Annotated in this window: 35 protein-coding genes and 2 pseudogenes; 23 read left to right on the forward strand and 14 right to left on the reverse strand. The window is 51.1% G+C overall.

Going from position 1 to position 26,698, the window contains the following annotated elements:
- Positions 1 to 113: 113 nt before the first annotated feature.
- Complete coding sequence (gene iraP, locus AC6I8D_RS12105) at positions 114 to 410, reverse strand: anti-adapter protein IraP (RefSeq protein ID WP_031375087.1); 297 nt, start codon at positions 408 to 410, stop codon at positions 114 to 116.
- A gap of 176 nt (positions 411 to 586) precedes the next feature.
- Here iraP and AC6I8D_RS12110 point away from each other — a divergent pair, with 176 nt between their 5' ends.
- The gene (locus AC6I8D_RS12110; protein WP_031375086.1) at positions 587 to 826 is read left to right on the forward strand and encodes a DinI-like family protein; all 240 of its coding nucleotides are present in this window, start codon (positions 587 to 589) and stop codon (positions 824 to 826) included.
- Between the two features lie 38 nt (positions 827 to 864).
- Here the strand turns inward: AC6I8D_RS12110 and AC6I8D_RS12115 are convergent, their stop codons facing one another.
- The 3 genes from AC6I8D_RS12115 to AC6I8D_RS12125 form a co-directional block, all read right to left on the reverse strand.
- Positions 865 to 1,131, reverse strand: a complete 267-nt coding sequence (locus AC6I8D_RS12115) for a hypothetical protein (protein WP_031375085.1) — start codon at positions 1,129 to 1,131, stop codon at positions 865 to 867.
- Positions 1,132 to 1,293: 162 nt separating this feature from the next.
- Positions 1,294 to 1,635 (reverse strand): hypothetical protein, encoded by a 342-nt coding sequence (locus tag AC6I8D_RS12120; RefSeq protein WP_312056485.1) that lies wholly within the window; start codon positions 1,633 to 1,635, stop codon positions 1,294 to 1,296.
- Positions 1,619 to 2,005: a hypothetical protein gene (locus AC6I8D_RS12125; RefSeq protein WP_312056486.1), complete on the reverse strand. Its 387-nt coding sequence runs from the start codon at positions 2,003 to 2,005 to the stop codon at positions 1,619 to 1,621. The genes AC6I8D_RS12120 and AC6I8D_RS12125 overlap by 17 nt, the downstream gene beginning before the upstream one ends.
- A 138-nt stretch (positions 2,006 to 2,143) precedes the next feature.
- On the opposite strand from AC6I8D_RS12125, the gene AC6I8D_RS12130 reads away from it, so the two are divergent.
- The gene (locus AC6I8D_RS12130) at positions 2,144 to 2,776 is read left to right on the forward strand and encodes a helix-turn-helix domain-containing protein (protein ID WP_497820250.1); all 633 of its coding nucleotides are present in this window, start codon (positions 2,144 to 2,146) and stop codon (positions 2,774 to 2,776) included.
- 123 nt (positions 2,777 to 2,899) lie between these two features.
- Here the strand turns inward: AC6I8D_RS12130 and AC6I8D_RS12135 are convergent, their stop codons facing one another.
- Entirely contained in the window at positions 2,900 to 3,148 is a 249-nt protein-coding gene (locus AC6I8D_RS12135) for a hypothetical protein (protein WP_312056489.1), read from the reverse strand.
- Between the two features lie 307 nt (positions 3,149 to 3,455).
- On the opposite strand from AC6I8D_RS12135, the gene AC6I8D_RS12140 reads away from it, so the two are divergent.
- Complete coding sequence (locus AC6I8D_RS12140; RefSeq protein ID WP_031375080.1) at positions 3,456 to 3,656, forward strand: hypothetical protein; 201 nt, start codon at positions 3,456 to 3,458, stop codon at positions 3,654 to 3,656.
- Between the two features lie 48 nt (positions 3,657 to 3,704).
- On the opposite strand, the gene AC6I8D_RS12145 is transcribed toward AC6I8D_RS12140, so the two are convergent.
- The gene (locus tag AC6I8D_RS12145) at positions 3,705 to 3,923 is read right to left on the reverse strand and encodes a hypothetical protein (protein ID WP_312056492.1); all 219 of its coding nucleotides are present in this window, start codon (positions 3,921 to 3,923) and stop codon (positions 3,705 to 3,707) included.
- Between the two features lie 91 nt (positions 3,924 to 4,014).
- Here AC6I8D_RS12145 and AC6I8D_RS12150 point away from each other — a divergent pair, with 91 nt between their 5' ends.
- Complete coding sequence (locus tag AC6I8D_RS12150) at positions 4,015 to 4,440, forward strand: hypothetical protein (protein WP_497820251.1); 426 nt, start codon at positions 4,015 to 4,017, stop codon at positions 4,438 to 4,440.
- Between the two features lie 154 nt (positions 4,441 to 4,594).
- Positions 4,595 to 5,479 carry a glycosyltransferase family 17 protein gene (locus AC6I8D_RS12155; protein WP_497820252.1) on the forward strand — a complete coding sequence of 295 codons (885 nt, stop codon included), beginning with the start codon at positions 4,595 to 4,597 and terminating at the stop codon, positions 5,477 to 5,479.
- A 130-nt stretch (positions 5,480 to 5,609) separates the two neighbouring features.
- Here AC6I8D_RS12155 and AC6I8D_RS12160 read toward each other — a convergent pair whose 3' ends face one another.
- A complete protein-coding gene (locus AC6I8D_RS12160; RefSeq protein ID WP_497820253.1) occupies positions 5,610 to 5,948 on the reverse strand; it encodes a hypothetical protein in 339 nt (112 codons plus the stop codon).
- 632 nt (positions 5,949 to 6,580) lie between these two features.
- Positions 6,581 to 6,712 carry a hypothetical protein gene (locus AC6I8D_RS12165; protein WP_497820254.1) on the reverse strand — a complete coding sequence of 44 codons (132 nt, stop codon included), beginning with the start codon at positions 6,710 to 6,712 and terminating at the stop codon, positions 6,581 to 6,583.
- Between the two features lie 531 nt (positions 6,713 to 7,243).
- On the opposite strand from AC6I8D_RS12165, the gene AC6I8D_RS12170 reads away from it, so the two are divergent.
- From AC6I8D_RS12170 to AC6I8D_RS12180, 3 genes are all read left to right on the forward strand, one after another.
- Complete coding sequence (locus AC6I8D_RS12170; RefSeq protein WP_312056496.1) at positions 7,244 to 7,603, forward strand: GtrA family protein; 360 nt, start codon at positions 7,244 to 7,246, stop codon at positions 7,601 to 7,603.
- Positions 7,600 to 8,511, forward strand: a complete 912-nt coding sequence (locus AC6I8D_RS12175; protein ID WP_497820255.1) for a glycosyltransferase family 2 protein — start codon at positions 7,600 to 7,602, stop codon at positions 8,509 to 8,511. Before AC6I8D_RS12170 ends, AC6I8D_RS12175 begins: the two co-directional genes overlap by 4 nt.
- 61 nt (positions 8,512 to 8,572) lie before the next feature.
- Positions 8,573 to 10,576 (forward strand): DUF6311 domain-containing protein, encoded by a 2,004-nt coding sequence (locus AC6I8D_RS12180; RefSeq protein WP_497820256.1) that lies wholly within the window; start codon positions 8,573 to 8,575, stop codon positions 10,574 to 10,576.
- 335 nt (positions 10,577 to 10,911) lie between these two features.
- On the opposite strand, the gene AC6I8D_RS12185 is transcribed toward AC6I8D_RS12180, so the two are convergent.
- The 4 genes and pseudogenes from AC6I8D_RS12185 to AC6I8D_RS12200 all read right to left on the reverse strand — a co-directional run bounded on the left by AC6I8D_RS12185 (position 10,912) and on the right by AC6I8D_RS12200 (position 12,174).
- Positions 10,912 to 11,232, reverse strand: coding sequence for a hypothetical protein (locus AC6I8D_RS12185; RefSeq protein ID WP_497820257.1), 321 nt, complete (start codon positions 11,230 to 11,232; stop codon positions 10,912 to 10,914).
- Positions 11,233 to 11,340: 108 nt separating this feature from the next.
- Positions 11,341 to 11,508 (reverse strand): hypothetical protein, encoded by a 168-nt coding sequence (locus AC6I8D_RS12190; RefSeq protein WP_497820699.1) that lies wholly within the window; start codon positions 11,506 to 11,508, stop codon positions 11,341 to 11,343.
- Positions 11,499 to 11,834: pseudogene (locus AC6I8D_RS12195) on the reverse strand (DDE-type integrase/transposase/recombinase); the annotation flags it as partial. The gene AC6I8D_RS12190 and the pseudogene AC6I8D_RS12195, both read right to left, overlap by 10 nt.
- A 178-nt stretch (positions 11,835 to 12,012) precedes the next feature.
- Positions 12,013 to 12,174 carry a S24/S26 family peptidase gene (locus AC6I8D_RS12200; RefSeq protein WP_312056501.1) on the reverse strand — a complete coding sequence of 54 codons (162 nt, stop codon included), beginning with the start codon at positions 12,172 to 12,174 and terminating at the stop codon, positions 12,013 to 12,015.
- Positions 12,175 to 12,632: 458 nt separating this feature from the next.
- Here AC6I8D_RS12200 and AC6I8D_RS12205 point away from each other — a divergent pair, with 458 nt between their 5' ends.
- Positions 12,633 to 14,576 carry an acyltransferase family protein gene (locus tag AC6I8D_RS12205; RefSeq protein ID WP_497820258.1) on the forward strand — a complete coding sequence of 648 codons (1,944 nt, stop codon included), beginning with the start codon at positions 12,633 to 12,635 and terminating at the stop codon, positions 14,574 to 14,576.
- 61 nt (positions 14,577 to 14,637) lie between these two features.
- Here the strand turns inward: AC6I8D_RS12205 and AC6I8D_RS12210 are convergent.
- Positions 14,638 to 14,862: pseudogene (locus AC6I8D_RS12210) on the reverse strand (tail fiber assembly protein); the annotation flags it as partial.
- A gap of 341 nt (positions 14,863 to 15,203) precedes the next feature.
- Between AC6I8D_RS12210 and AC6I8D_RS12215 the strand changes: the two are divergent.
- The 3 genes from AC6I8D_RS12215 (at position 15,204) to AC6I8D_RS12225 (ending at position 16,426) form a co-directional block, all read left to right on the forward strand.
- Positions 15,204 to 15,413, forward strand: a complete 210-nt coding sequence (locus AC6I8D_RS12215) for an Arm DNA-binding domain-containing protein (protein WP_497820259.1) — start codon at positions 15,204 to 15,206, stop codon at positions 15,411 to 15,413.
- 108 nt (positions 15,414 to 15,521) lie between these two features.
- A complete protein-coding gene (locus AC6I8D_RS12220; RefSeq protein ID WP_497820260.1) occupies positions 15,522 to 15,731 on the forward strand; it encodes a hypothetical protein in 210 nt (69 codons plus the stop codon).
- A 140-nt stretch (positions 15,732 to 15,871) separates the two neighbouring features.
- The gene (locus AC6I8D_RS12225; protein ID WP_497820679.1) at positions 15,872 to 16,426 is read left to right on the forward strand and encodes a tyrosine-type recombinase/integrase; all 555 of its coding nucleotides are present in this window, start codon (positions 15,872 to 15,874) and stop codon (positions 16,424 to 16,426) included.
- Positions 16,427 to 16,456: 30 nt separating this feature from the next.
- Here the strand turns inward: AC6I8D_RS12225 and fliE are convergent, their stop codons facing one another.
- Positions 16,457 to 16,768 (reverse strand): flagellar hook-basal body complex protein FliE, encoded by a 312-nt coding sequence (fliE, locus tag AC6I8D_RS12230; RefSeq protein ID WP_312760635.1) that lies wholly within the window; start codon positions 16,766 to 16,768, stop codon positions 16,457 to 16,459.
- A 231-nt stretch (positions 16,769 to 16,999) separates the two neighbouring features.
- Here fliE and fliF point away from each other — a divergent pair, with 231 nt between their 5' ends.
- From fliF to fliP, 11 genes are all read left to right on the forward strand, one after another.
- Entirely contained in the window at positions 17,000 to 18,733 is a 1,734-nt protein-coding gene (fliF, locus tag AC6I8D_RS12235; RefSeq protein ID WP_312760633.1) for a flagellar basal-body MS-ring/collar protein FliF, read from the forward strand.
- On the forward strand, positions 18,730 to 19,722 hold the full coding sequence (fliG, locus tag AC6I8D_RS12240) for a flagellar motor switch protein FliG (RefSeq protein ID WP_031377087.1): 993 nt from the start codon (positions 18,730 to 18,732) through the stop codon (positions 19,720 to 19,722). The genes fliF and fliG overlap by 4 nt, the downstream gene beginning before the upstream one ends.
- Positions 19,715 to 20,407 (forward strand): flagellar assembly protein FliH, encoded by a 693-nt coding sequence (gene fliH / locus AC6I8D_RS12245; RefSeq protein WP_312760631.1) that lies wholly within the window; start codon positions 19,715 to 19,717, stop codon positions 20,405 to 20,407. Before fliG ends, fliH begins: the two co-directional genes overlap by 8 nt.
- Positions 20,407 to 21,768 carry a flagellar protein export ATPase FliI gene (fliI, locus tag AC6I8D_RS12250; protein WP_312760629.1) on the forward strand — a complete coding sequence of 454 codons (1,362 nt, stop codon included), beginning with the start codon at positions 20,407 to 20,409 and terminating at the stop codon, positions 21,766 to 21,768. The genes fliH and fliI overlap by 1 nt, the downstream gene beginning before the upstream one ends.
- A 28-nt stretch (positions 21,769 to 21,796) precedes the next feature.
- Positions 21,797 to 22,240, forward strand: coding sequence for a flagellar export protein FliJ (gene fliJ / locus AC6I8D_RS12255; protein WP_031377089.1), 444 nt, complete (start codon positions 21,797 to 21,799; stop codon positions 22,238 to 22,240).
- Positions 22,237 to 23,517, forward strand: a complete 1,281-nt coding sequence (locus AC6I8D_RS12260; protein WP_312760627.1) for a flagellar hook-length control protein FliK — start codon at positions 22,237 to 22,239, stop codon at positions 23,515 to 23,517. The genes fliJ and AC6I8D_RS12260 overlap by 4 nt, the downstream gene beginning before the upstream one ends.
- A 129-nt stretch (positions 23,518 to 23,646) precedes the next feature.
- Positions 23,647 to 24,132 (forward strand): flagellar basal body-associated protein FliL, encoded by a 486-nt coding sequence (gene fliL / locus AC6I8D_RS12265; protein ID WP_031377091.1) that lies wholly within the window; start codon positions 23,647 to 23,649, stop codon positions 24,130 to 24,132.
- Between the two features lie 4 nt (positions 24,133 to 24,136).
- Entirely contained in the window at positions 24,137 to 25,144 is a 1,008-nt protein-coding gene (gene fliM / locus AC6I8D_RS12270; RefSeq protein ID WP_031377092.1) for a flagellar motor switch protein FliM, read from the forward strand.
- Positions 25,137 to 25,544 (forward strand): flagellar motor switch protein FliN, encoded by a 408-nt coding sequence (fliN, locus tag AC6I8D_RS12275; RefSeq protein ID WP_312056512.1) that lies wholly within the window; start codon positions 25,137 to 25,139, stop codon positions 25,542 to 25,544. The genes fliM and fliN overlap by 8 nt, the downstream gene beginning before the upstream one ends.
- Positions 25,545 to 25,546: 2 nt before the next feature.
- Positions 25,547 to 25,945, forward strand: a complete 399-nt coding sequence (gene fliO, locus AC6I8D_RS12280) for a flagellar biosynthetic protein FliO (protein WP_312056513.1) — start codon at positions 25,547 to 25,549, stop codon at positions 25,943 to 25,945.
- Positions 25,945 to 26,676, forward strand: coding sequence for a flagellar type III secretion system pore protein FliP (fliP, locus tag AC6I8D_RS12285; RefSeq protein ID WP_046288520.1), 732 nt, complete (start codon positions 25,945 to 25,947; stop codon positions 26,674 to 26,676). Before fliO ends, fliP begins: the two co-directional genes overlap by 1 nt.
- The last annotated feature ends 22 nt before the right edge of the window (positions 26,677 to 26,698 follow it).

The raw sequence follows: 26,698 nt of genomic DNA on the forward strand, positions 1-26,698 counted from the left end.
TAACTTCATTCTACGACTTCGGTCGTGATTGTCCTTGAACGAATAGTGCTTTTGCACTGCCTCTGGAGGTGTTGCTGGATTTCCACCTCCAGAGGCGATTTTTTTTCCCGTCGCTACTCTTCTTCTGCCATCTTTCCTTTAACTTCCACATACTGCGCCACCGCCAGCAGACGATTAATGTGCGTCAGCAGCAGGTCAACGTCGGACTGCAAAAACTCGGTCGATGAACGTGAAGCGGTGACAATCGCATCCTGTACCGTCTCGGTAATGGTCAGCGTATTGTCCTGTTTGGCCTGCACCAGCAACGCAGCAACCAGCAGCGATTGCGCTTCAAGCTGCGCGGTCAGCTCTTTCGCGTCGACGTCCATTTTTGCCAGTTTTAGCAGAATATCAATGACCAGTTGTCGCATCGCACTTCTCCTGATGTATGGAGTGCCATTATGTCGCGATGATGCCGAAATAAGCCAGAGCAGGATGCAGTCCGGCGTGACATAAAAAAATTAGCCAGAATCGGGCGCACCGCCTTGCCACTGTTTTTATTTACAGTATTATATCCCTGCGATTTTGCCCTGAATGGATTGCCATCATGTTTGTTGAGTTAATTTATGACAAGCGAAACGTAGCCGGTTTGCCGGGTGCTCGCGAGATGATTCTCGAAGAGCTGGAAAAACGGGTGCATCGGGTGTTCCCTGACATTGAAGTTAAGGTCAAGCCGATGGAACGTAACGCGATTGATACTGATTTGAGTAAGAACGATAAAGCGACGATTGCGCGGATAGTTGAAGAGATGTTCGACGAAGCGGAAATGTGGCTGGTGGCCGATTAATCCCTTAACGGCCACCGCATCAGTTAGCGGGAGGTCAATTAACTCTCCTGCTCACTGTGATTAATTTCGATCTCGATGTCCTGAATAGCGGCATCCAGATCTTCCAGCATCTTACCCTGCTTGTTGAGTAGCGCATCGATACGATCGGCGTTGACCTTATCTTTGTATTCACCCGCATCGAAGGCTAACCAATGCGTTGAAAGGGTCTCGGTGTTGGTTTGCGCGTAGTGTCGCATCTCTTTTAGCTGAGAGGTCACGTCACGCAGATAATCGTTTTTGGTCTTGGTTTCTGTTGAATCGCTCATGCTAAATGTCCTTCTGGTCAGTTATCCAAAGTGATTTGGCGTAGCGGTTCATCAACCGGCCAACCTGCGGGCGCCTTTCCTGCGAAAACCTCGAAAGAAAATGTCGCCCGGAGATTTAAATCTAGTCGATAATAGCGAAGCCGCACTAAGAATAATCGGAAGTTACGGTTTACGTCCGGAATGCGTCGCAGGCCCCTCACTTTCAATCACCACTTCCTTCACCTTATCGACCGTTTTGATCGCGGTGCGGTCCGGTAACGCATCAAGCTTATGCTGTAAAGCACTCACCTGATCGGTCAGCAAATCGACCCGGGCATCACGCTTAGCGGCGACATTGCGGTAATCCTTGCGGATCTCCTCCACCCGCTTGTTGGCGGCATTATTCACGTAGAGAAAAAGAATCGTCATCAGCACGCAGATCATTGAGCAGCCCAGCATCACGCTGCCGAGAATAACCTTGCGCTTGTGTAGCATGGGTGTCACCGGACTATTTATCGTTACCATCGCTGCGATCCTCCAGAGTTGAGATAAGGCGATCGACTTCATTACGGAACTTATCGCTATGATCGGTCTCGGTCATGGCCAGCAAAATGCCTAACGCATTTTTGATCAGCCGAAGGTCGGTTTCGAGCATTGAGATACGCCGCAAATTTTTATCGTGTCGCTCGCGTAGTTCATCATTTTCCTCACGTATCAACAGGTTGCTCTCCTTTAACAACACCACCTGCTCTTTGTAACTGGTTATAATTTCGCCGCCGGCCCGATTACTGGTCACGATTGACGCAATGCCCGCCAATAACGGCTTCCAGAACAGTGCCGCCGCGCCCCCACCCAAAACCAACGCACCCATACTGGTAATTAAACTACTTTCCATGCCGCACCCCTCTACCCGGTAAGGTCACTGGAACACCACGGCGTGCTACAACAGGCACGTCCCCTGCCTGAAATTTAAGATTGCTTAAATACCAGGGTTAAGTATACTTAAGCCACTCTTAACCTGAATGTCAAGCAGATGAAAAACGAAACGCTGGGCGACCGCATTCGCCATCGAAGGAAAAACCTGGGATTAACGCAGAAGCAGTTGGCGGAACAGGTAAAAGTGTCCCATGTGGCAATCTCGCAATGGGAGAAAGATGAGACCTTACCGCGCGGTGAGAATTTGCTGCGGCTATCAGAATCGCTGGGCTGCGCACCGGCCTATCTGATTGATGGCGATGGACCTGTTTTCAGCGAAAGCGGATTTGCCGGACTGCATCAGATTCCGTTGCTGAACCAGCACGACGTGGTGTCGTGGCTAAAAGATGCCAGCACGGTGAAATGCGATTTTCTGATGCATAACGATATGGCACTTTCTCAGCGCAGTTTTGCTGTGCGGGTCGGGGAGCTGGCAATGGCACCTGCCATTGTGCGTGACGATGTGGTGATCGTTGATCCGGCGGTGTCACCTTTGCCCGGTGACAGCGTACTGGCGCTGCAGCAGAACGTTGCGCTGCTGCGCACTTACCGGCAGCGCGCGCCTCAAGGCAATATTATGCAGTTTGAGCTGGCACCGGTTAACGTCGATTTTCCCCTGCTGCATTCCGGTCGCGATGGCATCAGGCTGGCCGGCACGCTGGTTGAACTTCGCCGTTACCGTCAGCGCTGAATAAAAAAACCCGCTGCGAGGCGGGTCAATCCATTCAAATCAGGCTCTTAACTTCACCAATCACTACAGCAAATAACTACGGCAAATAACTACGGCGAATAACTACGGCGAAAGTCAGGCAACTTACAATGCGTCAGTCAGCTTATCCACTACCACGTTGCCGTGCAGATCGGTCTGTGTGATGCGATAGCCGACACACCATGAGCGGCGGTTGCTCAGTTTGTCGAACAGGGTCACGCCGCCTTTTTTAACCCCGTGCGGGTTAACGATGGTCCACTCGGTCACGTCTTCCTGTCCGCGATTTTTCAGGCTCACAGTGCCGTTTTTAATCAGTCGATCTTCAGCTTCAATCTTTAAATAGTCTCGTAACATAATTTCTATCTCCTGGTAACGCAGGTCACTATATGCCTTTTATTAATCCGTTCAATCGAATTCATTAATCGATTATTTTGTGACCTGCCGCACGCGAGATAACAGAATTGTCCATTCACGCCTTCGGCTGGCACCGTTAGCATGGTCCTGCTACACACAGACACGCAACGAATAATGACGTGCACTACACGAGAGAAAACTCCGATTCAGCCCGCCTCGCGCGGGCTTTTTTTATTTCAGAAACCTCAGCCCTGCCGGGTTGCGTCGGCTGGTCTAGACTTAAGACACTGAACAAAAGGAGTTAACCATGTTTAAACATAAAACCAATGAAGAACGTAAACACGAAGGTGAAGTGAGCAAAAGCCTGCCGGAAGCGGCCCCGCACGTTGGCAATGCGTATGAAGAGGATGATCATCCCGCCACAGACGCGCCAAAAGATCACGGCGAAGTGCCACGCAAGAATGACGACAGTCAGGATGATAAAAAAGATCCGTATAAAGCGAGTTAATTTGCGGCAACGCGCCCCACTCAGGGGCGCACTGCTATCGTGACCCCGTTACAGCGTATCGAGGTAATTTTCCGGGAATGGCACACCAGAATGTTCTAAACGCGACAGCTTCTGCGTGATGTCGTTTCTTATCGTCTCATCGCCGTCCTGCCAGTACGATTTTACTACCGCTAACACCCGCTCAGCGGTTTGCTCAGTGAATCCGGACGGTTCGTCAGCCTGCAGCACCTGATGAATTTTCTCATTCATCTCTCGAAGATTGATCATATCGCCCTCCTGTCAGAAAAAAAGATAAGTATAGTTCAGACTACCCTGAGCGGAATTCGCGCCGTGGCGGGCACGCTTATTTTCGCGCCGCATGTCGCTTGCGGATCGTCCTGTAAAAAGAAATGAGATGTTTAAGAAACTGACAGGGTTTGAGTCGATGAAGAAAATTATATTACTGCTCATATTGGTCGTGACAGCCGGCTGCGTCGATACCGGCCGGGTTGGTTTACAGCCGCATCTGCAAACCGCCTATTTTGATGCGCAGCCTTCTCAGGTGCAGTCCTGCCTGTTTTCAGCCGCGATTAATCAGCATCTTTCGCTTGAGCGGGATGATCCGCTGCCCGGCGGCGCGCAACGCTATAACCTTGAGCAAGGTGATGGAACAGTTATCGCCTGGATCGAAACAGATAAATTCAATCATCGCGAAACCAGCGTGAATTTTTACTATGACGTACAGGCGACAAATATCCGCGCTGCAGTAGCGACGATGATTGCTGAGTGTAAAAACGCTGTCTGATTTCACTACGCCATTCGCCCTGTTGCTGGCGGATCAGCGGCTGTTTGCTAAAAAAGCGTAAGGTTACGATCAAGAATTTATCTTTTTGTGCTTCAGTTTATCAGACTGCTCTGATAGGTTAGCCCCGTTTATTCTTTGGTGCGTTGTTACCCTGATGATTTATGACTGTTTTTTATACTACGACGAAGACCTGCTGCTGGAAATGCGTTTAAACACCCTGCAGCATGTGGTTGACCGGTTTGTTATTGTTGAATCGCTTTATACCTTCACCGGTAAGAAACGCGAGAAACTCCATTTTGATATCGAAAAGTTCAGCCACTTCCGCGATAAAATCATTTATGTGGTGAATGATGCGGTACCCACTTTTCATCAGCAGGCGTTTAAATCAAACAGCTCTATGGTCAGGGCGGGCGAAACCGACCCGTGGGAGAATGAAACCATTGCACGTAACACAATCATGCGCGGCCTGACGGAAGCGCAGGACGACGACATTATTATTGTGTCTGACGTGGATGAAATCCCATTACCCAAGGCGATTGAGCAATTCAGCCACCGTCATTTATGCACCACGCTATATCAGCAATATTTTAATTTTAAATTTAATGTGCGGGTATTAAATGATGACGGCACACCGCGCTGCGCCACCCTGGCAAAGATGGTGACCTATAAAACCCTGTGTCAGTTCTTCTACGGACAACCGGAACTGCTACGCAACGTTAAACGCCGTGGCACGCCGATTCGTGAAAGCTGGTTTCGCTGGAAATGGCTCAACTATCGCACCAAAGTCATAAAGCAAGGTGGCTGGCATTTTTCATGGGTGATGAGCGATGCGCGCATCAGTGAAAAAATGTCCTGCATTTCCCACACGGAGCACGATCGGCCAGAATTTAACAATCCGGACCACATTCGACGCTGTGTCGAGAACAATATTGATATCTGGAACCGCCCGCGCAAAATGCAGATTCTGCCGGTGACAAGTGAGCATTTCCCGCAGTGGCTGGTTGATAATCAACACCGCTTACGTGATTTGATTAAGTAACGCAGCGCCGCATTCAGTCGGCGCGCTTCAGTGACCGCACTTTGACCGACGGCGTTAGCGAGGAACCGCTCACCGGATACGCATTCCACAGGCGGTTATTGCAGGTGGCGAATAAAGCCCTGCCGCCCCGTTATTTCTTTTCGCAATCGTAGCTGCCGCGGATCCTTATCTGACTCTGACTGGTGCGGACAATCTCCGCATCCAGTAACGATTTGCCCTCACGAGTCACCAGATCCATATCGATCATGCCTGGCGCTTTGGCGTTTTTGACCCGCCAGTGCTGCTTCACGTTATCGTAATCGTCTTTAGCCTTGAGAAAGGTAGTGCTGTTAATCTTCGCACTGTTGCCGTTAACCGTAACCGTCCCCTTCAGGTCGGCTTTCAGGTCGAACGGTCCGCATTGCAGTGTGGTAAATGCCGAAGCAGAAAGAGATGTTAATGAAAGTAACCAGATGAACGTTTTTATCATTGTCGCGGCGACCTGCTGATGGCTGATGAAATCTGAACGCTGGGAAGCAGCAGGCAGTGGGTTTGCGCATACTGTCGACTCGCTCCTCGTCTGCCAGCAGTATAACTGATGAATGTTATTGTGGATGTCGCGGTTACACATCGACTCGCCACGCGATCCGCTACAGCATCTGCTCCGCCCGACAGCCGTCAGCATGCGATAATAGCTGTGAGCAGGTCAGCGCGCTTAGCGCCCTGCTCCATCCTGCCAGCCTTATGGTGCCCACGATTGCAGCTTCAATCAGCATATTCATAATGCGCTGGTAGTTATTTTAGAGCTAACACAGAGATAGCCAGGATGGCGTACCAACAGAGCATGGCCGCAATTCATTACTGCTTCGCTGGCGCAGATTAAGTAAGATTGCGGCAATTTTTTGTCCCATAGGTGTCCCATAGACAGAGTTTAGATAGTCGGCCGGTATAGCTCATGAACAGCCAGCACTTCCGTCGTCACCTTCCCGGGCACCACTGCCCCATCAAGCTCCTGACTGTCGATCGTCGCGCCGTCCTGAGTGATAATGCCCGAGGGGAAGAGTTTCCCAATCTGCAGGTAATCCTCAAGCTGGTACGCAACTGTGTCGCCTGGGCTGGGCGTTATAGAACGATCAACAGCACAAATCCTTCCGGCGTTTCGATGCGCATCATATTGGCCGGGTTCGGCATCAGAATGTCGTTCAGGTTAAGCCGCTGCTCAATATGGTCCTGCGCAGGAGATGGAAAGCCCATAGTTACCTCACATATCCCATGTTCATCAGTGCGTAAGTGCGGTTGTCGCCGCCATCAGTTACCTGTTCTCTGAACATGTTCTGTTCGTGACGTATCCACTGATTGCACTATTACAGTGTCCATATGTGGTTGAACGCCTCAAGTTTTCGCTGGAATGTTCCGGTGGTGACTACTCGCCGGCCCATGCCGACTCTGATTATGACCTGTAAAAAGGCACCTTTGATTGCGTAGTCGTGTGGCATGATGCCCCTGATGAATACTGTATTTATACACAACGGTATCGATCGGCGAATTCGACCAAAACAGACGGAAAAGACATAAGCTAAGATGTTGATATGGAAGGAGGTTGCTTTGATGGATGCCGCGGAAAGTGGCTATGCTTTAGGCATACCCCGCAGCCTACGGAGAGAGGTGCGGGTTACCTCAGCCCCGTCGCCGGGGCTTTTTTATGCTGTTACATATCTTATCAATACTTGCCTTAGCTTTAACTGGATGACAAGATCCGGCGCATTCTGAAATATAGGTCATCACATGATTAAGCTTTTTGCCCGATACGCCTCTGTAGGTGTGGTAAACACACTAATCCATTGGGTTGTATTCACTGCTTTCTACACTCATGGGCAGTCTCAGTCGCTGTCGAATTTTGCCGCTTTCTGCTGCGCCGTCACTTTTTCCTTCTTCGCAAACGCAAAATGGACCTTCAATGCTGAAGCAACCACTATTCGTTACCTGCTTTACCTCTTCTTCATGGGTGGCATGGCGTCAGCTGTCGGCCTGTATGCAGATCGCACCAAAGCAAACCCCATCATGACGCTGGTTGTTTTCTCCTTCATAAGTCTTTTGTGCGGATTCATATATTCGAAATTTATTGTTTTTAAGGAAAAATCATGAAAATTTCTCTTGTGGTTCCAGTTTTTAACGAGGAAGAAGCAATTCCAATTTTTTATCGAGAAGTCCGGAACTCTCTTGAAGAATGGGATGTTGAAATCGTTTTCGTGAATGATGGAAGCAGTGATGGCACAGAGGCAATAATCAATGCACTCGCAATATCTGATCCTTCTGTGAAGCCAATATCTTTCACACGAAACTTTGGAAAAGAACCCGCTCTTTTTGCCGGGCTAGAATACGCGACTGGTGATGCAGTCATCCCTATTGACGTTGATTTGCAGGACCCTATCAATGTTATTCCTCGCATGATAGAGGCGTGGAAAAATGGGGCCGATATGGTTTTAGCGAAACGAACTGATCGTACAAGTGATGGTCATCTTAAAAGAAAAAGTGCGGAGTGGTTCTATCACCTTCACAATAAAATAAGCTCCCCGAAAATTGAAGAAAATGTAGGGGACTTCCGTCTCATGTCCCGTGATGTCGTTGAGAGCATAAAACTGCTTCAAGAGAGAAACCTTTTCATGAAAGGTATTCTTTCTTGGGTTGGTGGCAAAGTAGACGTCGTAGAATACACGCGAGCAGAACGTGTTGCTGGAACTTCAAAATTTAATGGCTGGAAGCTATGGAATCTGGCACTGGAAGGGATCACATCATTCTCGACGTTCCCTCTAAGAGTATGGACTTATTTAGGTTTAATCATAGCTGGGATATCTTTTATTTATGCTTCCTACTTGATTGCCGACACATTAATTTTTGGAAACCCAGTCAGAGGATACCCATCAATAATGGCGTCAATATTATTCTTAGGCGGTGTACAGTTAATTGGGGTCGGTGTATTGGGAGAATATGTCGGCAGAATTTACATTGAGATCAAACAAAGACCGAGATATATTTTAAAAAATGGAAAATAATTCAATATTAAGAAAGCCTTGTACTCCACCTGATTACAAAAGTTCTCACAGAATTAAATTTATGAATTTTATACCTGTACTACTTGGTGTTTTTTTCTTTTTGTATATCTATGGCTTTAGGCCGCTAGGCGTTACAAACATATCCTGGCTTGGTGGGGGTGACGGGCTTCAAAACTATATAGGCTGGGAGTTCTTTAGGTATTCAGGCTGGAATTTTCCGGTTATTGGTTTGTCAAAGAACTATGGCTTAGATGTTAGTAGCTCAATAGTTTTTACGGACTCCAACCCACTACTTTCAATATTTTTTAAAATATTTTCAGGCATACTCCCAGACACATTTCAGTTTTTCGGAGTGTGGCTATTAACTTGCTGCTTACTTCAATCCTTGTTTGCATGGAATATAATAAAGATCTATACATCCAGTAATGCTATATGCATAGCTGGAACTTTTATTTTTATGTTTACTCCAGCATGGATTAATCGTGTTGCGCACATAAATCTTATGGCTCATTTCTTATTGCTTGCTGCTTTATATTTAACACTGAAAAGGAATAAAAATAATCTTTTTGAGTGGCCTTTACTGATTTGCCTGGCATGCAGCATACATTTTTATTTAGCAATGATGGTTATGATCATATGGTTTTACAACCTAATTTCAAAATTAGCTTTTAAGGAGACATCCTTAAAGCCAGTAGCAATAGAAGCGCTTTTAACCTTTGTGATGGTAGCGCTAACTTTGTTTACATTGGGTTACTTTACGGTTGATGATGTTTCTGATCGTGGAGGTTTTGGTGCATATAACAATAATTTACTCTCGCCAATCATGACCTCTGGTTGGTCATTATTCCTTTCAACTAACAAGCTAGGTTCATCGCCTTTTGAGTCAATGAATTATTGGGGTTTGGGCGTTATACTGCTAGCTTTAACAGCATTTTTTTTAATACTGCCAGAGGTGAAGAGAACCAAATTAAACAGGAAGAAAGCCGCATTATCTGCATCTTGCTTTACACTTATAGTTATAGCAACAACAAATAATATTGAATTGGGAAAATATTCTTTTTTTGTCCCACTCCCTTACAAACTACTAGATTCTCTTTCCATATTGCGGGGTTCTGCACGTTTTTTTTGGGGCGTCACTTATATTGCGATATCAGCTTCAATGATCGTTATTCTTAAGAAATGTAGTCATAAGACTGCCATGATTCTTTTTACATCGTTTGCTCTACTACAAATTGTAGACATTAGTAAGGGTTATTCCCGCGAAAACTTTTACTTTCATCGCGAGCATGGTTCAGAACAAAACCTATCCAATAGCTTTTGGAAAGAAGGTATTAAATCTTACAAAGCCATAAGGTATGTGCCCTTTGAAAACAGAGGTCGTCACTGGCAAACTGTGTCATTGATTGCTTTAGAAAACAAGATCCCGACAGACGCAGTTTACATGGCGCGCTTTAGCAATTTTAAAGCGGATGAAATGAATGAATCTATTATTCATGATATTGTATATGGCGAGTATGATGATGATACTGTATATATTATCCGGGATGATATTGTAAATATGGTTCACCTAAAAAAGGGTGACAATGTGTATAGGATAGATGGATTAAATGTCCTTGCTCCTCATTTGAAAAATTGCGAAAAATGCCAATTAATCAAACCGAAAAATTTAAATTCATATGTTATATTCCCGAGGTTCTGGGGAGTTTCCGAGCCATTAGGCTATTGGAATGGAGCCAGATTCACCACTGTGCTTATTAATAGCAAAACGGAAACAAATAAAGTATCATTAAAATATAATGTATTTACTACTTCAAAAAACCCAACACAACGAGTTATATTCAAAGTTGATGGGGAGCTAATAAAAGAAAAGATTTCAAGTGGAATCGATGAAGTAAATCTTGAGTGGGCAAACAAGGCAACCCAAAAGGTTTCCATGTTAACTATTGAGACCCCTGATGCGATTACACCTCGTAGCGTAGGATTAAACAACGATGCCCGAATAATTGGCATTGGAATTTTATCTATAAAAAATAGCGCCCAAGATCATTCTCATTATTCTCTCTAAAATACTCCCCTCATGGAGGGGAGTATTCATCATGGCAACGTAGCAGTATCAAATAGCATTTGTTTTGTTGCCACATTGGCCGCGATTAACTGTTCTTTGTTCTGCTGCTGTTCTAATTGGGTCGGCGGTGGTGCGACAAACTCACTGTTGCTGAAGGTGAATCCCGTTCTGATATATGCACCTTAAGGAACTTCAACAGCAGTCAACTCATCGCCAAAATCAACCTGGGTTCACCATCCCAAATCACCCGATTTTCAACAATATTTGTTTTTTTGCTAATCAGCGCCCAATTTCGCACTTATGCTTCATCACCCATTTCAATCACCATTCAATAATTACAATCCCGCCTGAACCAGCGCTGCCATTACCATCAGTCGTGCTGTCTGAAGTGGTATACCGCCCGCCACCTCAATAACCATAAGCCGACCTGCCGTCGGCGGCGGTTGCTTCAGCATTGCTGGATCGTGCAGCCCCGCCACCGAATGGGCCTGACGCGCCGGCACCACCGGAACCACCAGGCGTTCCTGCAATGACATCCTGACCTGATGTGCCCCCAGGCGCACCAGCGCCAGAGTCGCCGCCTGCCGCGGCTTTGCCAGCTCCAGCAGTTGCGTTAGCGCCTCCGCTACCGTTTGCACCGCCGGTGAATGCGACAAGACTACCGACTATTATATTGCCACCATGGCCTCCAGTGCCGCCCGATGAACTTCTAGCCCCCGCCGTTCCCGCCAAACCAACAGTAACAGAAATAGCCTGATCGGGTGTTACGTTGTAAGGAACCTTGATATTTTCTTGCCCAGCGCCACCACCTGCGCAGCCAGAGTCATAGATTGTTTTGATGCCAGCAGGAACCGTAAAAGAGCCATTGCCGGTGAAAGTTTCTTGTGATCAGCTACCCCATCAAGGCGCGAATTGCTGACAGAAATCGCCACAGTAACTGCCGGCACTGTCTGCTTGTATAATGACTGCCCTGATCGCAGTGGAACATCACGCCGTCTGGCTTGCCGCGAGTTTTCCAGCGCTTTAGCCGTCAGTTTGCTATCCGGAGAGAACGATATTGCCAGCCCACCGGTTTCCTCGCGAACAGATCGAGAATAATTGCAAGGTATGCCCAGCGCTTACCTGTCCAGATATACGTCACGTCACCGCACCTGATTTGATTCTGTCACTGCGAACTGCCGCTCGGGATGATTCGGGATAGCGAGGTGTTCATGACCCGTTTATATCGATGAGTCAGCTGCTGGCAACTGACCAGCCCCTTCGGCATCGTAGAAAGGCCAACGTGCATGACCTCGCTGCCTGAGCGGCTGGGTAATTTTGATCGATAACCAACTGGGCTGATGCACGTCTGAATTCTGGACTACAACTTTTTCTTTTCATTAGTGCACCTGTGTTGTTCTGGGATGAGAAAATCACCTCTGTTCAGATGGCCAAATTCAGTGTGCCACTACACCTGGCTTCATCCGGGCGGAACGGTCAATCAGCACGAACCCCTCCGGCGTTTCAATACGTATCATATTGGCCGGGTTCGGCATCAGAATATCGTTCAGGTTAAGCCGCTGCTCAACATAGTCCTGCGCAGGAGATGGAAAGCCCATAGTTACCTCACATATCCCATGTTTATCAGTGCGTAAGTGCGGTTATCGCCGCCAATAGTTACCAGCTCTCTGAACATGTGCTGTTCGCGCCGTATCCACTGATTGCACTGTTGCAGCGTCCATATGTGGCTGAACGCCTCAAGTTTTCGCAGGAATGTTCCGGTGGTTACTACCTGCCGGCCCCTGCCGTCTCTGCTTATGGCCTGTAAAAAGGCACCTTTGATTTCGTAGTCGCGTGGCATGCTAAATCCTACCTTAACAAACACTGTATGGATAAACAGCAATATCAATCAGTGGTTTTGATCAAGCCGATTAAGGTAGGTTTTTGCAAAGAGATTGGCGGGGAAAAAGTTTTAATGGGTTTTGTATGGAATGCTTAAAAGAAACTGTCATATACTCATGCCCGGCAAGGCATACAATCAGATAAAGGCTAATCAGCCACGTGAATGGATTAAGCAATGTTAAGTGAAGTTAATAACGCAAAGACGGTAAAAGCTTACCGTGGTGACATTGATGGACTACGTGCTATAGCAGTGATTTCGGTAATGATGTATCACTTCTCTGTCTGGCCGTTCACTGGTGGCTTTGTTGGAGTGGATGTCTTTTTTGTTATCAGTGGATATTTGATAACGGGTGGGATATTAAAAGAAAACTCACATCATGATTTTAGCTTCTCTGAATTCTATACCCGAAGAGCAAGGCGGCTGTTCCCGGCGCTGTTAACCACCATCGCTATTTCATATGCAGTCGCTTTTTTGGCGTTTTCGCCTACAGATTTTGAAAAGATGTCGGCATCGACTGTCTTTGCGCTGACAGGAATTTCAAATTTTTATTTCTGGATGAGCGCTGACTATTTCGATTCAGCATCAATCCTGAAGCCTTTGCTGCACACCTGGTCGTTAAGCGTAGAATTGCAGTTTTACCTTGTCTGGCCTATTGCGATCATTCTGCTGGCCAAATTAGGTCGTATAGCAGTAGCAACAGGTGTGATACTTTTGACGGCGGCTGGCTTTGCACTTTCTTTATACGCCATAATGTACGACTCTACTGGTGCTTATTATTTAACTCAGTATCGTTTTTGGGAGTTTGCAGCTGGTGGTCTGGCATTCCTTTTCAGACGTTCCGATTTTTTTAACAGGCTGTCATCGCTTCATGGATTGATCTGTCTGATGGGCATCGCCCTCGTTCTGTATCCAGTATTTACATACTCCACCAGTACGACATTTCCTGGATTAAATGCCATTATGCCAGTGATTGGATCAATGATGATAATACTGTCTGGTGATAGAACATTGGCCGGGAATGTGCTGGCATCACGTCCGGCAAGCTATATTGGCGAAATCAGTTACTCGCTTTATCTTGTTCACTGGCCTGTTGTTGTATTTTCCCAGTATATTCTCGTTAAAGAATTCTCTGGTGCTTCAGGTTTACTGCTTATTGCAGCCTCCTTCGTTCTCGCAATTCCTATGCACCGTTTCATTGAAAAACCATTGCGCAAGCCTGATGCCTTGAAGTTATCGGGCGCGGCGTTCTGTCTGTCATGTTCAGGTATAGCAATGGCCTTTATGGTGCCGGCTTCAACAAGTTGGGCTGACAAAGGTTGGGTATGGCGTCTTCCTGAGCAAATACAGAAAATCAACAGTCTGGACATTACTTCAATGCAACAATATGTTGCCAGCACTGAAAATGTGCTGAAAGCACATAGTGATTTTGCAAACAATGGGAAACCAAGATTGCTCATTATTGGTGATTCACAGTCTGCTGACATTTCAAACATCATGAAAGAGAACGGTTTTCTCGATAAATTTGATGCAATCACCCGACCGGTCAATACGCGATGTAGGGCAATTTTCGTAAATCAAAATGAGAGAGAAAGGTATTGGAATGAAGAGAATGGAGGGACAATGGCTCTTCCGGAGTTCATTCCGATGTGCGACAAACAAATGAACGAAGCGACAGATCCTCATATATTAAAGGAATCTGATGTGATCTTCATTGCTATGAAATGGCGAGATGAGTCATTACCAAAAATGAAGGAAGCTATTGAAGTTATAACAAAAAGATCTAACGCAAAAATATTCCTGTTTGGTAATAAAAACCTGGCAAAAAGCAGTATTGATTTAGTCAATACATTTGGAAGAGTGAGTGGCATAAGTGAATTTGCTGCACAAAACAGAGATTTTATATCGGAAGAGATAAATAAAAAAATCTCTCAAATGAGTGGATATACATTCGTCGACATGATGAAAGTTGTTTGTCAGAAAAAAAACTCTTGTGAAGTTGTTACTGATAAATTCGATCCTATTTTCTTTGATCAGGTTCACCTTACGCGTGAGGGTGCCATTTACTTAGGACCAAAATTTAAGAAGGTATTGTCGCAATCAGGATTAGAGATGAAGTAACAATGATTGGATTGCCCGCTTTGCCGCGGGCGTATTTTTGGGAAATATCAGTCATTTAAATTTATGGCATGATTGGCCACTCGATTTTGTCAGGCGTATTGGCGTCGCTCCGGCTTAGCAAAGCTCTAAACTTCTCCCATTCTGTTAGTGCTTCGACTTCTTCCGACGTTGCCATATCCAGATCAACCGCACCCTGCAAAAAGCTGATACGTAAGACGGCTTCTTCGATCATATTTTTGTTAAGACCTAAGTTTGACGTAATTAACTGTTGTTCTGTCTGCTGCTGTTTTTCTTCGGTAGCCGCAGGAGCGGCAAACCCTCCGTTACTCTATGTAAATCCTGTATTAATAAACATTCCTTCTTGCACTTCAACGGCAGTTACTTCTTCGCCAAAATTAACTGAAGAACTACCATCCCAAACTAACAAGCTCCAGACAGTATTTTTTTGTTAATTAGTGCATAACTTTTAATTCTTTAGTCATCTTTATCATCATTAAATTATCGCAATTCCACAAGAGCCTGCGCCGCCATTTCCTCCATTCGCTCCGGCATAGGTATAGGTATAAATACCACCACCGCCATCTGACAGGAGTGGCCCCCAACAAGAACCACCTGAGAATCTGGTTCATGTATGAGCGGCAAAGAAGGTGGGAGACGATCGGCGTTCCTGATACACCCAAAAACAGAAAGATGGCTGGCGAGTTGCGTAGCAATATCGTCTACCGCTTTAAGACAGGGACGTTTGATTACCGAAGTGAGTTTCCGGATTCATCATTATTTAAGAACCAGACTGGCTCGTTAAAGTCGCTAGCTATCAGGGAGGTTGCTGATTTATGACTGAAGCTCAAAAAGCCGGATTGGGCCAATAGCTCTTATGTCACGACAGAACGCCGTGTCAGAGTGACGCTGGATATCATCGGCAGCGGAAAGGAGATCAGGTCAATTATGCAGAAGGACCTGCTTAATCTGCGTATTGAGCTTCTCAGCGGCAGCTACTTTACCGGCAGGAAGATGAATATAGAAAAGAAAGGCAGGACGGCGGCCACGGTGAACTCCAGCATGGCTGACCTGAAAGCCATTTTCGCCTTTGCTCACGGTAATGGGTATAGAGGCAAACCCGATGACCGGCATCAAGCCGCTGAAGAAGTCAAATAAGCGGCCGGACCCGATAACGCGGGAGGAGTACCCTCGCCTCATCGCAGCATGCTCAACGCGTCAGACGGCCAACATGTGGTCACTCGCTATCCTGACGGGGTTTACATCACGGGGAGATATGCGCGCTGGCATGGGAGGACATTGACCTTGAAGCGAAGAAGCTGACAGTCTGCCGCAACCTCACACCACAGGGTTTATTCACGCCGCCGAAGACGGAAGCGGGAAACCGTGTCATATGCCTGATAGATGCAGCCGTTGCTATTCTGCGTGATCAAAGGGAGCTGACCCGAATGCACCCTCAGACCTCATTCACCTTTCACACCAGGGAATATGGTGAGCGGATAGAGGAGCAGAAGACGTTCGTGTTCAACCCCAGCGTGAACGCTGTCAATGGCCGGTCGGGCGCACATTACTCTACAGAGTCTCTCGGTCAGATATGGACTGGCGCACTTAGGCGTGCAGGCCTGCGTCACCGGAAAGCCTATCAGTCACGTCATACGTTCGCCTGCTGGGCTCTCTCAGCAGGCGCAAACCCGAACTACGTCGCATCACAAATGGGCCACTCCGATGCGCAGAGGGTGTACCGGGTTTATGGCGCCTGGATGTCAGAGAACAACACGGACCAGCTATCACTCATCACCACGAAAATGAGCGATGTTGTGCTATATACGTGCTCCACCAAAGTGGCAGCATGATAAACATCAACAACTTCAGACAGTTACCCACTAAACCTGCATATTCATAATATCGCTGTACGCCGACACCAGCTTGTTCCTGACCTGAATCCCCATCTGCATTGAGATAGACGATTTCTGCAGATCGACCATCACATCGTTCAGCGCGATACCGGGTTTCCCCATCTCAAAATCCTGCGCCTGGCTACGGGCGGTGGTTTGCGTCTCGCTGATCTTATCCAGCGCGGCTTTCATGGTGGCGCCGAAATCGATCTGGTTTGGGGCTTCGCTGCTGCGGTTGCTCGCCTGCAGCGAGGTGATCTGAAGCTGTTGCAGTACGCCGTCGATTGCCTGAATGGACATTAACGATACCTCATATAAACGGGTGGGTTTTTCTCTGTTCAAAAATCTAACACGTTGTCAATGAGACAAAGGCGCTAAATGACAGCAAAAAACCCGGCTTATCCAGCCATCGAATTTTTGGTTTCAACAAATAATGCCTGGCATTGAAGTGGAAATTTTATCTACGCAGGTCAGGGAGTCTGTTTTGCCATCTCAACTAACCCGGTCAATTACGTCAGGCAGGAATCGGTCATGAATGCGAGTGCAGCCGCCACACAAGATCAAGAAAAGAAAGGCTTCGGTGACCTTCTCGCTCGCCTGCGCGCAAATCCGCGTATTCCTTTAGTCGTCGCCGCCGCCGCCGTTATCGCTATCGTGATTGCGATGGTGCTGTGGGCCAAAGCGCCCAGCTACAGCGTTCTCTATAACAATCTGTCGAATGAAGATGGCGGTGAAATCGTCACGCAGCTGACGCAGATGAACATCCCCTATCGCTTCGCCGAGAATGGTGGTGCGCTGATGGTGCCGGATGAGAAGGTGCATGAGCTGCGTCTGCGTCTGGCACAGCAGGGTCTGCCGAAAGGCGGCTCGGTCGGTTTCGAACTGCTGGATAAAGAGAAGTTCGGTATCAGCCAGTTCAGCGAGCAGGTCAACTATCAGCGCGCGCTGGAAGGCGAACTGGCGCGCACCATCGAATCGCTGGGTCCGGTAAAAATCGCCCGCGTCCACCTGGCGATGCCCAAACCCACCTTATTTGTCCGTGAGCAGAAAGCGCCGTCGGCGTCGGTCACCTTAACCCTGCAGCCTGGACGTGCGCTGGATGAAGGCCAGATTCAGGCCATCGCCCACATGGTGTCGAGCAGCGTGGCCGGTTTACCGCCGGGTAACGTTACCGTGGTCGATCAAACCGGTCGCCTGCTGACCCGTTCCGACAGCGTCGGCCGCGATCTGAACGATGCCCAGCTGAAGTATGCCTCGGATGTTGAAACCCGTTATCAGCAACGTATCGAAGCGATCCTGAATCCGATTCTGGGCCAGGGCAACGTGCATGCGCAGGTTACCGCGCAGATCAACTTCGACACCAGCGAGCAGACGGATGAGAAATATCAGCCAAATGCTAATCCGTCTGCTACCGCGATTCGCTCGCGTCAGACCAGCACCAGCGATCAATCAGGCAGCCCTTATCCGGGCGGCGTGCCGGGTGCATTGTCCAACCAGCCTGCGCCAGCCAACACCGCGCCGGTCAATACAGCAGCGGCTAACGGCCAGAATGCTAACGGGCAGAACGCCAATGGTCAGAATGCTAACGGCCAGAATAATGCCGGCCAGACCACCAGCACCGCCGCGGCCAGCAGCACGCCGACCAACTCACGTCGTGATGACACGGTTAACTATGAGCTGGACCGCACCATTCGTCATACCAAGCTCAACGTCGGCGATGTCCAGCGTCTGTCGGTGGCGGTGGTGGTCAACTATCGCGAAGACGATAAAGGTAAAGCGGTTGCGCTGAACGAACAGCAGCTGAAGCAGATTGAAGACCTGACCCGTGAGGCGATGGGCTACTCCCAGACCCGCGGCGACAGCGTGAACGTGGTGAACTCGCAGTTCAATACCACCGAACCGACGACCGGTGACCTGCCCTTCTGGCAGCAGCAAGCGTTCTTTGATCAGCTGATGAATGCCGGTAAGTGGCTGCTGGTTGCCCTGGTCGCCTTCATTCTGTATCGCAAGCTGGTCCGTCCGCATCTGGTGCGTAAGCAGGCTGCGGAGAAAGCCGCTGCGGAAGCCGCTGCTGCCCGTGCCGCTGAACCGGCAGAAGAAGAAGCCTATAGCGTTCAGCTCAGTAAAGATGAGCTGGATCAGGAACGTAAGTCTAACAACCGCATGAGCGCAGAAGTGATGAGTCAACGCATCCGCGACATGTCTGAAAACGATCCGCGCGTTGTTGCGCTGGTAATTCGCGAATGGATGAGTAAAGAGCTATGAGTCTGACCGGAACCGAAAAAAGCGCCATCCTGATGATGACCATCGGCGAAGAGCGCGCAGCGGAAGTTTTCAAACACCTGAACCAGCGTGAAGTGCAGCACCTGAGCGCCGCGATGGCCAATATGCGTCAGGTCTCGCACAAACAGCTGACTGAAGTGTTACGCGAGTTTGAAGCCGATGCCGAGCAGTTTGCGGCGCTGAGCCTCAACTCCAACGATTATCTGCGTTCGGTGCTGATCAAAGCGCTGGGCGAAGAGCGCGCCTCCAGCCTGCTGGAAGATATTCTCGAAACCCGCGAAACCACCAGCGGCATGGAGACGCTCAACTTTATGGAGCCGCAGGCGGCTGCCGACCTGATCCGCGACGAGCATCCGCAGATCATCGCCACCATCCTGGTCCACCTCAAGCGTGGCCAGGCGGCGGATATTCTGGCGCTGTTCGACGAGCGTCTGCGTCACGATGTAATGCTGCGTATCGCGACCTTCGGCGGTGTTCAGCCAGCAGCGCTGGCCGAACTGACCGAAGTGCTCAACGGCCTGCTGGACGGTACCAACCTCAAGCGCGCGAAGATGGGCGGCGTGAGAACCGCAGCCGAGATCATCAACCTGATGAAAACACAGCAGGAAGAAGCGGTCATCGAAGCGGTACGCGATTTCGACGGCGAACTGGCGCAGAAAATTATCGACGAAATGTTCCTGTTCGAAAACCTGGTGGAAGTGGACGACCGCAGCATCCAGCGCCTGTTGCAGGAAGTGGAGTCCGAGCAGCTGCTGGTTGCACTGAAAGGTGCCGAACAGCCGCTGCGCGAAAAATTCCTCAAAAACATGTCAGCCCGTGCGGCCGATATCCTGCGCGACGATCTGGCCAACCGTGGCCCGGTGCGGATGTCGGCAGTGGAAAACGAGCAGAAAGCGATCCTGCTGGTGGTGCGCCGCTTAGCCGAATCGGGCGAGATGGTGATTGGTGGTGGCGAGGAAACTTATGTCTGATGCATTTTCTGCTCGCCCATGGCAACTGTGGCAGCCGACCGATTTAGGCCGCTTCGACCAGCCTGAACCGGAGCCGCTGCCCGAGATCACCGAACCTGATTCCGGGGTGGACGAGCAGCAGTTGCTGCTTGAGCGCCAGCAACAGCAGATGCGTAAAGAGGCGCAGGCCCAGGGCTTTAACGAAGGTCAGCAGCAGGGTTTTGCCGAAGGTCAGAAAAGCGGTTATGAAGCCGGATTTCAGCAGGGGCTGGCCGATGCTCAGCAGCAGCAGGCGCCGTTACAGGCGCGGATGCAGCAGCTGGTCACCGAGTTCCAGAACACGCTGGAGTCGCTGGACAGCGTTATCGCCTCGCGCCTGATGCAGCTGGCGCTTGAAGCTGCCCGCTCGGTGATTGGCCAGGCGACCGCGGTCGATGGCAGCGCCCTGCTGCGTCAGATTCAGGGATTACTGCAGCAGGAACCGATGTTCAACGGCAAGCCGCAGTTGCGGGTGCATCCGGACGATCTGCAACGTATCGAGCAGACGCTCGGCCCGACGCTTGACCTGCACGGCTGGCGCTTGCTGGCGGACAGCACCCTGCATCCTGGCGGCTGTAAACTCAGCGCCGAAGATGGCGATCTGGATGCCAGCGTGGCGACGCGCTGGCAGGAACTGTGCCGCCTTGCCGCGCCAGGAGAAGTGTAATGACCACTCGCCTCAACCGCTGGCTGGGCGCGCTCGACGCGTTTGAAAAGCGAATTGCTCAGGTTCAGCCGGTGCGCCGCTATGGTCGCCTGACCCGCGCAACCGGTCTGGTGCTGGAAGCAACGGGCCTGCAGTTACCGCTCGGCGCAACCTGCATCATTGAACGTAATAATGGCAATACCATCAGCGAGATTGAAAGCGAAGTGGTGGGATTCAACGGACAAAAGCTGTTGATGATGCCGCTGGAAGAAGTCGACGGCATTTTACCCGGCGCGCGGGTATACGCACTGCAGAACGGTGAAAACCCGCAGGCCGGTAAGCAACTGCTGCTGGGTCCGCAGCTGCTGGGCCGGGTGCTGGACGGCAGTGGCCGCCCGCTGGATGGCCTGCCGTCACCGGATACCGGTTACCGCGCGCCGCTGATCACCCCGCCGTTCAACCCGCTGCAGCGGACCCCGATTACCGATGTGCTGGACACCGGCGTGCGCGCCATTAACGCCCTGCTGACGGTGGGACGCGGCCAGCGTATGGGCCTGTTCGCCGGTTCGGGCGTTGGTAAAAGCGTACTGCTCGGCATGATGGCGCGCTACACCGAAGCCGACGTGATCGTGGTCGGGCTGATCGGCGAACGTGGTCGCGAAGTAAAAGATTTTATCGAAAACATTCTCGGCGCCGAAGGCCGTGCCCGTTCGGTGGTCATCGCCGCGCCGGCTGACGTTTCGCCGCTGCTGCGTATGCAGGGCGCCGCCTACGCCACCCGCATCGCCGAAGATTTTCGCGATCGCGGCAAACATGTGCTGCTGATCATGGATTCGCTGACCCGCTACGCCATGGCGCAGCGTGAGATCGCGCTGGCGATCGGTGAGCCGCCGGCCACCAAAGGCTATCCACCGTCGGTGTTCGCCAAGCTGCCGGCGCTGGTGGAACGCGCCGGTAACGGCATCGACGGCGGCGGCTCGATTACCGCCTTCTATACCGTGCTGACCGAAGGCGACGATCAGCAGGACCCGATTGCTGACTCAGCGCGCGCCATCCTCGACGGCCACATCGTGCTGTCGCGGCGGCTGGCTGAAGCGGGTCACTATCCGGCGATCGACATTGAAGCCTCAATCAGCCGGGCGATGACCTCGCTGATTGATGAAAACCACTATGCGCGCGTGCGCCAGTTTAAGCAGTTGCTGTCCAGCTTCCAGCGTAACCGCGATCTGGTCAGCGTGGGCGCTTATGCCGCAGGCAGCGACCCGATGCTGGATAAAGCCATCAAACTCTATCCGCAGATGGAAGCCTTTTTGCAACAGGGCATTTTCGAACGCAGCGATTATGACGACGCCTGCCTGCATCTGCATGCGCTGTTCGGCTAATCGACGCGATTAACGCGAGGTAACGGCAATGAAAACTGCAAATGCCATCGACACGCTACGCGACTTAGCGGAACAGGATCTGGAACGCGCCGCCATCTACCTGGGCGATATGCGTCGCGGTCAGCAGGCCGCCAATGAGCAGCTGACCATGCTGCTCGACTACCAGGATGAATATCGCAACAAGCTGAATGACGATATGTCGACCGGCATCGCCAGCACCCGCTGGACCAACTACCACCAGTTTATTCAGACGCTGGAAAAAGCGATCGATCAGCATCGCAACCAGCTCAATAACTGGAACCAGCGTCTTGAGCAGGCGCTGATCAACTGGCGTGAGAAACAGCAGCGGCTCAACGCCTATCAGACGCTGATCACCCGGGCAGCGGAAAACGCATTACGACAGGAAAACCGTCTCGACCAGAAACGGATGGATGAATTTGCCCAACGGGCCGCATTGAGGAGAGGCGAATGATTACGCTGCCAAACATTGCCATGAAAGCGGCGGTAAAAACCGACGCCGATACATCAGTTTCAACCGATGCAGCTGCCGGCACCGATGCGCTGCCTCAGGACTTCCTGACTGCGCTGGGAAACCAGCTGCTGAGTCTGGCGAAACAGCAGGGAAAAGCGGCGCAATCGGCTGATCTCAAAACGGAAAGCGACAGTGATTCGCAGCCTGCCACGCCCCTGAATGCGCTGATCGCCGCCCTGGATAATCCGGCGGCGCTAAGCGCACTGTTTAAGCCGGAAAATATTAAAGCCGGCACAAAATCAGCCGATGATAAAGACAAGCCGGAAGCCGCGCCCTTAAGTGCCAGCGATATGCAAAATGTGCAGGCGCTGTTCGCCATGTTACCGACCACGCCGGCCGCCACCAGCGCAGCCGTCAGCCCGGTCAGTGAGGCGCAGGGTGAACTGGCTGTCCAGAACGACAGCGCGCGCAAAAGCCTGACCTCACTGGCACAGATGCTCACCGGCAGCGATCAGGCGAGCAAAGAACCCGGCGCGGAGAGTTCGCCTGGGGTTAAAAATGCCGCGCTGAATGCGCCGGCGGTGAGTAGCACAGCCGGCCAGAGCAGCACGGCTGCGGTGAACAGTAACAGCCTCAGCCCCGCGCAGACGCTGGATAGCAGTTTTCAGCAAGTGCTGAGCACGGTAACCCGACAGGACGATCAGGCCGCCATCAAAGCCAGTGCCAGTGATAATTCGCTGATCGCCAGCACGCCGATCTCCAGCGCCAGCAGCCTGGCGCCGCCAATGATGGCGTCATCGACCACCAGTACGCCCTCGACCCCAATGCTGAATGCGCAGCTGGGCAGCGATGAGTGGCAGCAGGCGTTAAGCCAGCAGATTGTGATGTTCAGCCGCAACGGTCAGCAAAACGCTGAATTGCGCTTACATCCGGCAGACCTTGGGGCGATCCAGATCAGCCTGAAACTGGATAACGACCAGGCACAAATTAATCTGGTTTCCGGCCACAGCCACGTCAGAGCGGCGCTGGAAGCCGCGATTCCGCAGCTGCGCAGTGCGCTGGCAGAGAGCGGAATCCACCTGGGTGAGAGTCAGGTCAGCAGTGACAGTTCCGCGCAAGGCCAGCACTTCCAGCAACAGCAGGAGGCGCGCCGCGATGGACAGCATGGCCGCTTCTCTCTCGCTCAGGATAGTGACACCGACATCACGCCAATTGCCGTTCCCGCCGCCCTGCAGGCGCGGGTAAACGGTAATGGCGCGGTCGACACTTTTGCCTGATAGCGACAAACGCTGAAGGTAAGCGTAAAACCCGCGTCTTTTCTTCCCATTGTTTGACTTAAGACGCGGGATAATCTGTCCAGGTGAGCCGAGAGGCTTATCCATAATTCACAGGAAGTAACTGCAAACATGTCTGATAACGCGAAAGCTAAAGGCCGCAAACGTAAACTCTTAATTCCGGTGTTGCTCATTGTGACGCTGGCCGCTTGCAGCGTGGCAGGCTATGCAGTCTGGCGAATGATGAATAAACATGAGGGCGATAAGCCGGAGGTGGCGAAAGTCGAACCGCCTCCCGCCCCGGTCTTTTTTGCACTTGATACATTTACGGTTAACCTGGTCAATCCCGACAACGATCCTGACCGCGTGCTGTACGTAGGCTTTACCCTGCGTCTGGCCGATGAGGATACACGGCGTCGGTTAAATGACTATCTGCCTGAGGTGCGCAGTCGTCTGCTGCTGCTGCTCTCGCGTCAGAGCGCTGCGGCGCTGGCGACGGAGCAAGGAAAGCAAGCGCTTGTTGAACAAATCAAACAGGCGCTGGCACCACCACTGGTAAAAGGTCAACCTCCGCAGGCGGTGAACGATGTGCTGTTTACTGCCTTCATTTTGAGGTGAATCAATGGGCGATAGCATTCTCTCCCAGGCTGAAATTGACGCCCTTTTAAACGGCGACAGTGGCAGCGCGGAAGAAGAAAAGAAACAAAACGGGCCGGAAGGCGATATTCGTCCTTACGACCCGAATACCCAGCGCCGCGTAGTGCGCGAGCGTTTGCAGGCGCTGGAAATTATTAACGAGCGTTTTGCCCGTAGCTTCCGTATGGCGCTGTTTAACCTGCTGCGTCGTAGCCCGGATATCAGTGTTGGCGCGATCAAGATTCAGCCGTATCACGAGTTTGCCCGCAACCTGCCGGTGCCGACCAACCTGAATCTGATCCACCTGAAGCCGCTGCGCGGCACTGCGCTGGTGGTGTTTTCACCCAGCCTGGTGTTTATCGCGGTTGATAACCTGTTCGGTGGCGATGGTCGCTTTCCGACCAAAGTAGAAGGTCGCGAGTTTACCCATACCGAGCAGCGCGTGATCCGCCGCATGCTGAAGCTGGCGCTGGATGGGTACAGCGACGCATGGAAAGCTATTTATCCGCTGGACGTCGAGTATGTGCGTTCAGAGATGCAGGTGAAGTTCACCAACATCACCACTTCGCCGAACGATATCGTGGTTAACACGCCGTTCCAGGTGGAGATTGGTAACCTGGTGGGTGAATTTAATATCTGCATTCCGTTTTCAATGATTGAGCCGCTGCGCGAGCTGCTGGTGAATCCGCCGCTCGAGAACTCCCGCCAGGAAGATAACCACTGGCGTGACAACCTGGTAAAACAGGTGCAGCACTCCGAGCTGGAACTGATTGCACACTTTGCCGAAACCTCGCTGCGTCTGTCACGGATTTTGCAGCTGAAACCCGGCGACGTGCTGCCGATTGAGAAACCGGAACGCATTATCGCCCATGTCGATGGCGTACCGGTCTTAACCAGCCAATATGGCACGATGAATGGGCAGTATGCTCTGCGTGTCGAACACCTGATTAACCCGATTTTGAATTCGCTGAACGAGGAACAGCCCCATGAGTGACAGTAATAAGCCGTCTGACGATATCTCTGCGGACGATCTGTGGGCTGAAGCAATGAATGAACAGGTCGGCAGCAGCAGCGCCCCGCAAACCGATGACGTGTTTAAGTCATTCGAGAGCAGTAACGTTTCAGGCTCACTGCAGGATATCGATCTGATCATGGATATCCCGGTCAAACTGACCGTGGAGCTGGGCCGTACCAAGATGACCATTAAAGAGCTGCTGCGTCTGGCGCAGGGTTCGGTGGTGTCACTCGACGGTCTGGCGGGCGAACCGCTGGATATATTGATCAACGGTTACCTGATTGCTCAGGGTGAAGTGGTGGTGGTCAACGACAAATATGGCGTGCGCATCACTGACATTATTACCCCGTCCGAACGTATGCGTCGTCTGAGTCGCTGAAAATGACTAGCCAGAATCAAAGTCTGCAACCCGCTGCGCCGCACGCTCAGCCGATTTCCACCGGCTCAATGGTGGTGCAGGTCAGCAGCATGTTAGCGGTGATTATTTTATTGATTCTGGCCTGCGCCTGGCTGGCACGCCGCTTTGGCTTCGCGCCGAAGAAGGTGAGCGGCCAGGAGCTTAAACTGACCGCCAGTGTGCAGGTCGGCCAGCGTGAGCGGGTGGTGATTGTCGATACCGCCGATGCGCGTCTGGTGCTCGGCGTGACCGCGCAGCAGATTACCCATCTGCATACGCTACCGCCGGGTGCGCCGCTGGAAACCACGCCAGCGCAGGCTGCCCCACAGGATTTTCGTCAGCTGTTACAGAACCTGGTTAAACGTCCCGGAAAACCCCAATGATGCGTCGACTGCTTCCTTTATTGCCACTGCTGTTGCTGGCACCGGTTGCCCATGCCCAGCTTCCGGGCCTGGTGAGTCATGCGCTGCCAAACGGCGGCCAGAGCTGGTCGCTGCCGGTGCAGACGCTGGTGTTTATCACCGCGCTGACCTTTATTCCGGCGGTGCTGCTGATGATGACCAGCTTTACCCGCATCATTATTGTGTTTGGTTTGCTGCGTAACGCACTGGGAACGCCCTCTGCGCCGCCGAACCAGGTTCTGCTGGGGCTGTCGCTGTTTCTGACCTTCTTTATTATGGCGCCGACCTTCGACAAGATTTATCAGGACGCCTATCTGCCGTTCAGCCAGGACAAAATCAGCATGGATGTGGCAATCGAGAAAGGTGCCCAGCCGCTGCGTGAGTTTATGCTGCGTCAGACCCGTGAAGCGGATCTGGCTCTGTTCGCCCGCCTGGCGAATACCGCGCCGATTGCCGGCCCGGAAGCGGTGCCGATGCGCATTCTGCTGCCCGCTTACGTCACCAGCGAGCTGAAGACCGCTTTCCAGATTGGCTTTACGGTGTTTATCCCGTTTCTGATTATTGACCTGGTGGTGGCCAGCGTGCTGATGGCGCTGGGGATGATGATGGTGCCACCGGCAACAATCTCACTGCCGTTTAAGCTGATGCTGTTTGTACTGGTCGATGGCTGGCAACTGCTGGTCGGCTCACTGGCGCAAAGCTTCTACTCCTGATCCCCCCTATTCCCGGAGCACA

It is taken from the genome of Pantoea sp. X-Soil-MYKO-1785 (assembly GCF_059730675.1).